7 protein-coding genes are annotated in these 6,817 nt (G+C 60.7%); all 7 read left to right on the top strand.

The window, feature by feature from the left end:
- The first annotated feature begins 84 nt into the window (after positions 1-84).
- Positions 85-1,968, top strand: coding sequence for a hypothetical protein (locus AC1XOS_RS17945; protein WP_481963590.1), 1,884 nt, complete (start codon positions 85-87; stop codon positions 1,966-1,968).
- Between the two features lie 10 nt (positions 1,969-1,978).
- Positions 1,979-2,758, top strand: a complete 780-nt coding sequence (locus tag AC1XOS_RS17940) for a sugar phosphate isomerase/epimerase family protein (protein ID WP_481963589.1) — start codon at positions 1,979-1,981, stop codon at positions 2,756-2,758.
- Entirely contained in the window at positions 2,755-3,966 is a 1,212-nt protein-coding gene (locus AC1XOS_RS17935; protein WP_481963588.1) for an enolase C-terminal domain-like protein, read from the top strand. The genes AC1XOS_RS17940 and AC1XOS_RS17935 overlap by 4 nt, the downstream gene beginning before the upstream one ends.
- A 12-nt stretch (positions 3,967-3,978) precedes the next feature.
- Positions 3,979-4,416 (top strand): hypothetical protein, encoded by a 438-nt coding sequence (locus AC1XOS_RS17930; protein ID WP_481963587.1) that lies wholly within the window; start codon positions 3,979-3,981, stop codon positions 4,414-4,416.
- A 100-nt stretch (positions 4,417-4,516) separates the two neighbouring features.
- Positions 4,517-5,173, top strand: a complete 657-nt coding sequence (locus AC1XOS_RS17925) for an RDD family protein (RefSeq protein ID WP_481963586.1) — start codon at positions 4,517-4,519, stop codon at positions 5,171-5,173.
- A 24-nt stretch (positions 5,174-5,197) separates the two neighbouring features.
- A complete protein-coding gene (locus AC1XOS_RS17920) occupies positions 5,198-6,058 on the top strand; it encodes a protein phosphatase 2C domain-containing protein (RefSeq protein ID WP_481963585.1) in 861 nt (286 codons plus the stop codon).
- Positions 6,059-6,062: 4 nt separating this feature from the next.
- A partial coding sequence (locus tag AC1XOS_RS17915; protein WP_481963584.1) for a serine/threonine-protein kinase occupies positions 6,063-6,817 on the top strand: 755 nt, incomplete at its 3' end.

Here is a 6,817-nt window from a genome sequence, read left to right as displayed (position 1 = left end):
AGCCGTAAAAGAAACCTCGCATGGTGGGATTGTACCCAGCCAGTTTGGCTATGCTTTGCTGGGATATCTGCCAACAATGGGAGTATGCTCCCGTACCTGGCTGCCTTACTAGGTGGCACACTGACCTTTCGCCTGCTTGCTCCCCGCTGGCCATGGCTGGTCTGCCTGGCTGCGGGGAACGTAGCAGGTTCGGCAGCTCTGGGACTTGTATGCCTCGCCTTGGCGAACTTTCTGGGATTGAGGGTGGGAGTCATCGCAACGGCCAGCCTGCTCTTTTTGGTGCTCCCTCTCGTGCTCTACCGGCGTCGCCCGGCTCCTCAACGACGCCCGCATCGCCTCCCGCTAACTGTTGAGAGCGTGCTGCTACTGATCGTTGCCCTGCTCTTGACCTGGTACTTCCAGGCACTCTTTCATGAGCAGGCCGACGGCTACTACATTGGGGCGAAGGATGCCTGGGCAGACCTTCCCTACCACTTGGCCATCTTGCAGGGCTTTGCCTACGGCGAGAACTTCCCTCCAAGCGATCCTCTCCTCTACGATGCCAGGCTTGCCTACCCCTACTTAGTGGACTTTATCGCGGCGCTCGGTGTCCGCTCAGGGTTCTCACTCACCATGGCCCTCTTGGTGCAAAATGTCTCCTTAGCGCTCTCGCTCATCGCTCTCTTACACCGCTTTACTCAAAAGGCGACCCGCTCGCGGCTCACTGCCTGCCTTGCGCCGCTCTTTCTGTTCTGCGGCGGCGGTCTTGGCTTTGCGCTCTTCCTGCACGACCACGGCTCCCTCACCAGGCTCACCGATGACTTCACCGAGCACACCACCTTGCTGCACTGGGGCAACCCCCTGGTCTACTGGTTTAGCTCGATGCGGGGAATGCTCCTAGGGGCTCCCTTGCTGGTACTCGTCTGGATTCTCTGCTGGGAAGCCCTCCATGGGGCTCCGAGCCATGCCCCCAGACGCCTCACACTAGCCGGAGTGGTCTGTGGGCTCCTCCCGCTCGCCCATGCCCATACATTTATGACGATGCTGGCGCTTGCTCCCCTCTTGCTTCTCTGGCAGCCCAAGATCCGGGTGCATACCTGGCGCTTCTTTGTCCCAGCACTTGCTCTGGCCCTCCCTCAGCTTGCCTATGCCACAGCAGGCAGCCAAGTCCATCCCACACACTTCTTTGGCTGGAGCCTCGGCTGGATGAAGGGGGAGTTTGGGGTGGTGGAGTACTGGCTCTGGAACACGGGGGCCTTCTTGCCCCTGCTCGCCATTGGGCTGATCGCGCCCCTTCCTGGGCTGGTTCCCCCTCGCCTGAAGCGCTTCTGGGCTCCCTTTGCGCTGTGCTTCCTGGTTCCCAATGTGATCAAGCTCGCCCCATGGGAATGGGATAGTATAAAGGTCCTGGCGGTCTGGTACATCGCCTCCTGTCCGATTGTCGCCCTCGTTGTCGCGCGTCTGGCGAGCAGTGGGATGCTTGGGCGGCTTATCGCCGTTGGCATGAGCTTGCTCCTATGCAGCTCGGGGGCTCTGGATATCGTCCGGGTGGGTAGCCGCCAAGTCCAGTCTCGCATCTACGACCCTGACCAGCTCGCCTTTGCTACCTTGATTTCCGAGACCACCAAGCCCACGGCGGTGATCCTCTCGGCCCCTGTCCACAATCCCCCTCACCAGCTCGCCGGACGTCGGACGTTTCTGGGCTACACGGGCTTCCTCTGGACGCACGGCTTGGAGTACGGGGAGCGCGAGAAAGAGCTTCGGACGATCTACGCCGGTGGCACTGCCGCAGAGGCTCTGCTAAAGCGGCATAGGATTGATGCCATCGTGGTAGGGCCGATGGAGCGGGAGAACCTGCGCTACCACCAGAGCCCGCTCAATGAACCCTGGCTCGCTCAGTTTCCCCACGAGAGTACCATCAACGCCGATAACCCTGAGAGAAACCATACCCTCTACTTTGTGAGCAGGAACTCTCTACCGGCTCGGTGAACGTTGCGGCATGGAAGCAACGTGGCAGATCGGGGCGTTTGTGCGCCCTTGGGGTAAGTTTTCTTTTGACGAGGCGCTGGCGGGAGTCGCCGCAGCGGGTTACTCGGTTGTCGGGCTCTTGGGCGGGGTGGCGGATCTCTCGCTGGCACTCGATGGCATGGACACGGCGGCAGTTGGTTCGCGACTGGCGGCGCACGGGCTGATGGCAAATCTAGCGTGCCTACACGTGGACCACAGCGGCAGCGAGGGCGATGCCTTTGCGAGTCTTGCGCGGCAGGTAGAGCGCGCGAAGGCGCTGGGCGTGCGGTATTTAATGACCTTTGGAGCCGACCACGAGCCGCAGTTCGCTCGCTGGTACGCCGCCACGCGCTTTGCAGCAGCTTGCGCCGAGCCGCACGGGATTCAGGTGGTCTTCAAACCTCATGGCGGGTGCACAGCAGCAGCAAACGAGATCGAGCGCTGCTTTGATGAGATCGCGCATCCCAATGTGAGGCTTTGGTACGATGCAGGCAATATCATCCACTACACAGAAAAAGACCCTATCGCCGAGGCGCGGCGGGTGGCAGCACGCACCAGCGGGTTCTGCGCCAAGGACTGCGCGACGCAACGCGGCGAGGTGATGCTGGAGTTTGGTGAGGGTGTCGTGGACTTTGTCGGTGTCTTTGAGGTACTGGCCGCTGAGGACTTCACCGGCCCCGTGATGGTGGAGTGTTGCCGCACGGGAACTTGGGAGGAGACAACTGCAAGTGCTCGGCGCAACCGGGAGTTTCTGGAGGCACTGCGCACGTGACGATCACCCAGGTCGTGGTTCGTGATGCCCGCTTCCCACTCTCAGATGGTGCGGGTACGGACTCGCTCCACACCAACCCCGTCTATAGCTACGCCACCGCGCTACTCCATACGGATTCTCAAACCACAGGCACAGGGCTGGCGTTCACCTTGGGCGGTGGCAACGAGCTGGTCTGCCAGGCGATTCAGCTGCTTGCGGAGCCGCTGTTAGGGCGAGAGGTTGAGGAGCTGATGGCGCAGCTCGGTGCGCTCCAGCGCCACCTCGCGGATCACCCGCAGCTGCGCTGGCTCGGGCCGCACAAGGGCGTGGTGCAGCTCGCGCTGGCCGCCATCAACAATGCCTGCTGGGATCTCTGGGCCAAGTCACGCGGCGTCCCACTCTGGAAGCTACTTCTGGAGCTTGCACCCGAGGAACTCTTGGCGACGCTTGACCTCAGCTACCTCGATGATGCCCTCACAAAAGAGCAAGCTCTGGAGCTACTGCGCCAGTCGCGTACACAAACGCACCTCCTCACCGAGGGCTACCCAGGCTACGATACCTCGGCGGGCTGGCTGGGCTACGACGATGCAAGGCTCAGCGAGAACATCAAAAAGAGCCTGGGGGCGGGCTTCACGGCGCTCAAGCTGAAAGTCGGCTCCGACGATTTTGCCCGTGACCTGCGCCGCGCCACACTGGTGCGCAACGCCATCGGGGACGCGGCGAGCCTGATGTGCGATGCCAACCAAAAATGGAGCCTGCTCGAAGCCGAGGTCGCGTGCCGAGCGCTGGCTCCACTCAAGCCACTCTGGATCGAGGAGCCTACCCATCCCGATGATCTTCTGGCGCACCAGAGGCTCAATATCGAGGTTGTGCCTGGTCGCATCGCCTCCGGAGAGCACTTCCCCAATCGGATTGTCTTTAAGAACTACCTCCAAGCTGACGCGCTTGCCTATGTCCAGGCCGATGCCGTACGCCTCGCTGGGGTGAGTGAGTTTCTGGCGGTGAGCCTGCTCGCCAAGAAATTCGGCAAGCCCATCGTCCCCCATGTCGGGGATATGGGCCAGCTCCACCAGCACTTGGTGCTCTTCAACGCGATTATGCTGGGCCAAGAGCCGGTCTTTCTGGAGCATATTCCGCACCTGAAGCCCCACTTTGTCCACCCTGCACAAGTGGAAAATGGGGTCTATAAAGTCCCACAAGAGCCCGGTGCAAGCTGCGATCTAAGCTAGGACTTCTCTGCCATGCACTCTGTCTTGCTCTTTCTTGCTCCGCTGTGGTCGCTGCCTAACACCCTGATCGGGCTGTTTTTTGGCCTAGGTGGGAGCGTCACCTGGGATAGAGAAAATCGAGTCTTTGTCGTAAGCGGCGGCTGGATTGCGGAGACATTTGGGCGGCGCTATTTTTCCGGCATGTGTATCGGCGATGTGGTGATCTGTTCGCAGAAGCTCTCCGATACTATCTACCGCCATGAGCTAGTACATGCAATGCAGGGCCGGATTCTGGGGCCGCTGTATCTCCCACTCACTCTGCTAGGCTATGCCTGGGGCTATCTGATCTTCCCCCAAAACGGCCACGATGCCAGTCCCCTAGAAACCTGGGCAGACAGAGCATCGGGCAACGCAGAACGTAATGCCTACTTGCGCCACCAGAGAGTCTCAGGCAAAATAGGAAAACCCTAGGAGGGCGGAAAAAATGGTAGCCTGCCGACACTGTGGTACTGCAAATCAAACGGAAAAAGTGGTCTGTGTTAAGTGTAAACGAGAGTTAATTGATCCCGCAATGGCGGGGAAGATCGCCTGTGTCAACCATGCCAACAAAGAGGCCACGGCAACCTGTGGCCAGTGCGCCTCCCTGCTGTGTGAGCGCTGCGCCCACGCACTCGGGGAGCAGATCTTCTGCGAGGGCTGTGCTCCTGAGGGGGCAATCTCTCCCGAGCACGACCAAGACTACGAGGTCATTCCCGTCCTCCATGTCGAGCAGCAGGCCATTGAACACGCGTCACTAGGCACCCGCTTCGGAGCAATGCTGGTGGATATTGCTCTGTTTCTGGCTCTCGCGGGAGTGCTTGCAGTGATTCTGGCGATGTTTACGGGCGGCACCCTGCGTCCAGAAAGCTACCGCTATCTCACCAATGCCATGCGGCCTCAGTTCTGGATCTACTGGCTGGTGCTCCCGATTGGCTTTCTGGCCTATCACACTCTCATGGTTGCCATGAGCGGTCAGACGGTTGGTAAGCAGCTCGCGGGCGTGATTGTTTTAGACTCCGACGGGACGATTTTGGAGACGAAACAAGCGCTCAAGCGGGCTCTGGGGCAGCTTCTTTCCCTCCTTCCCGTCGGTCTGGGATTTCTCTGGGCACTCTGGGACGGGAATCATGAGACGTGGCACGATAAACTAGCTCAGACAGTAGCCTTCCGCTACCAAGACACGACCTAGACCACCGGGGTGGCAGGAGAGAAAATGGCCGACGAGACAACCGCTGAGTTCGACACCGAGGAGCTTGCCCGAGGCTGGGCGGCGCTTGCAGACTGTCGGCCCACCCACCATACTGAGCTTACGTTTGCCGCTCGCACCGATATTGGCCGTGTCCGAGAGAACAACGAAGACAAGTTCGATTTCTTCACGCCCGACGATGCCCCCACCCTTGCGGTACGGGGTAGGCTCTGGGCGATTGCGGATGGCATGGGCGGGCACAGTGCCGGCCAAGTGGCCTCCGAGGCGGGCCTTAAGACCGTGATCCGCTCCTACTTCGCCGAGCCTGTCGTCGGGGAGGTTGGCGAAGCGCTCCAGCAAGCATTTGCGGATGCGAACACGCTCATCACGCAGGCGGCTATCAGCATGAACGCCAAGAACGGCATGGGAACGACCATGGTGGTTGCCATCGTCTTAGAGGACATACTCACCATCGCTCATGTCGGGGACTCACGCGCGTTCTTGCTCCGTGAGGGCGAGCGGATTCGCCAGCTCACCACAGACCACTCCTGGGTCGAGGAGCAAGTCCGTCGGGGTGCTCTCACCCGAGTCGAGGCCGAGCAGTCGCCGTACCGTAACGTGATCACACGCTCGGTTGGGATGGGCACCGGAATGGTCGCCGATATTCTGACCGAGAAGCTCTTTCCCGGCGACACGATCTTACTTGCCACCGATGGTGTGACAGGCTACCTGGGCGAGGACGCACTTGCGGCCCTTGTCGGCACGAAAAGCCTCTCGAAGGCGGCACTCGACATCGTGGATGCGGCCAACGACGCGGGTGGTAAGGACAATAGCACCGTTCTCTTGCTCCGTGTCCAAGCCGTCACTGCCTTGGAGCCGGAGGGCTAAACAGATGCAGCTCGGACGCTACAAAATCGTTCGGGAGATCGCGCGCTCCAACGACATTGTCTACGAAGCGCAAGACCCGCAGGTCGGGCGACGGGTAGCGGTCAAAGAGCTGGCACTTGCCCCCGATGCCGCCGGAGCCGCACGGGTAGATCGGATCGAGCGTTTTTACCGCGAGGCACGCGCCGCAGGGCAGCTCTCTCACCCCAATATCGTCACGATCCACGAAGTCGGGGAGGACACCGGGCGCTATTTTATTGCGATGGAGTACTTAGAGGGCCAGACTCTCCGCCAGCAGCTCCTGGCAAACGGCCCCCTCCCCCTCACCGAAGTCGTGCGCATCGGGATCGCGCTCGCCGATGCCTTAGACTTCGCCCATAGAGCCGGGATCGTCCACCGTGATCTCAAGCCCGACAATGTGCATATTCTCCCCGGCGGCCAGGTCAAGCTCACCGACTTTGGGATCGCCCGCATTCTCTCAGAGTCCGCCCTCACCGTCGCCGGGCAGATCTTTGGGACGCCCAGCTACATGTCGCCCGAGCAGATCAAGGGCCTTCCGATAGATGCCCGCTCCGATATTTTCTCGCTGGGAATTCTTCTCTGGGAGATGACCGCAGGCCGCAAGCCCTTCACCGGCGACTCGGTCGTCACCATTACCTACCACATCTGCAACGACCCGACGCCCCCCGTGCCCGGCGCAACACCCGCTCTGGAAGCTGTGATCCAGCGGGCCACGCAAAAAGACGCCAACGGGCGCTTCTA

It is taken from the genome of Armatimonas sp., from assembly GCF_964826245.1.
The sequence above is the reverse complement of the archived record's forward strand: the minus strand, read 5'-3'. Positions and strand labels throughout refer to the sequence as shown.

Coding starts and splice junctions, on each gene's coding strand:
- AC1XOS_RS17945 (WP_481963590.1), top strand. CDS start 85: ATGCTCCCGTACCTGGCTGCCTTACTAGGTGGCACACTGACCTTTCGC.
- AC1XOS_RS17940 (WP_481963589.1), top strand. CDS start 1,979: ATGGAAGCAACGTGGCAGATCGGGGCGTTTGTGCGCCCTTGGGGTAAG.
- AC1XOS_RS17930 (WP_481963587.1), top strand. CDS start 3,979: ATGCACTCTGTCTTGCTCTTTCTTGCTCCGCTGTGGTCGCTGCCTAAC.
- AC1XOS_RS17925 (WP_481963586.1), top strand. CDS start 4,517: ATGGCGGGGAAGATCGCCTGTGTCAACCATGCCAACAAAGAGGCCACG.
- AC1XOS_RS17920 (WP_481963585.1), top strand. CDS start 5,198: ATGGCCGACGAGACAACCGCTGAGTTCGACACCGAGGAGCTTGCCCGA.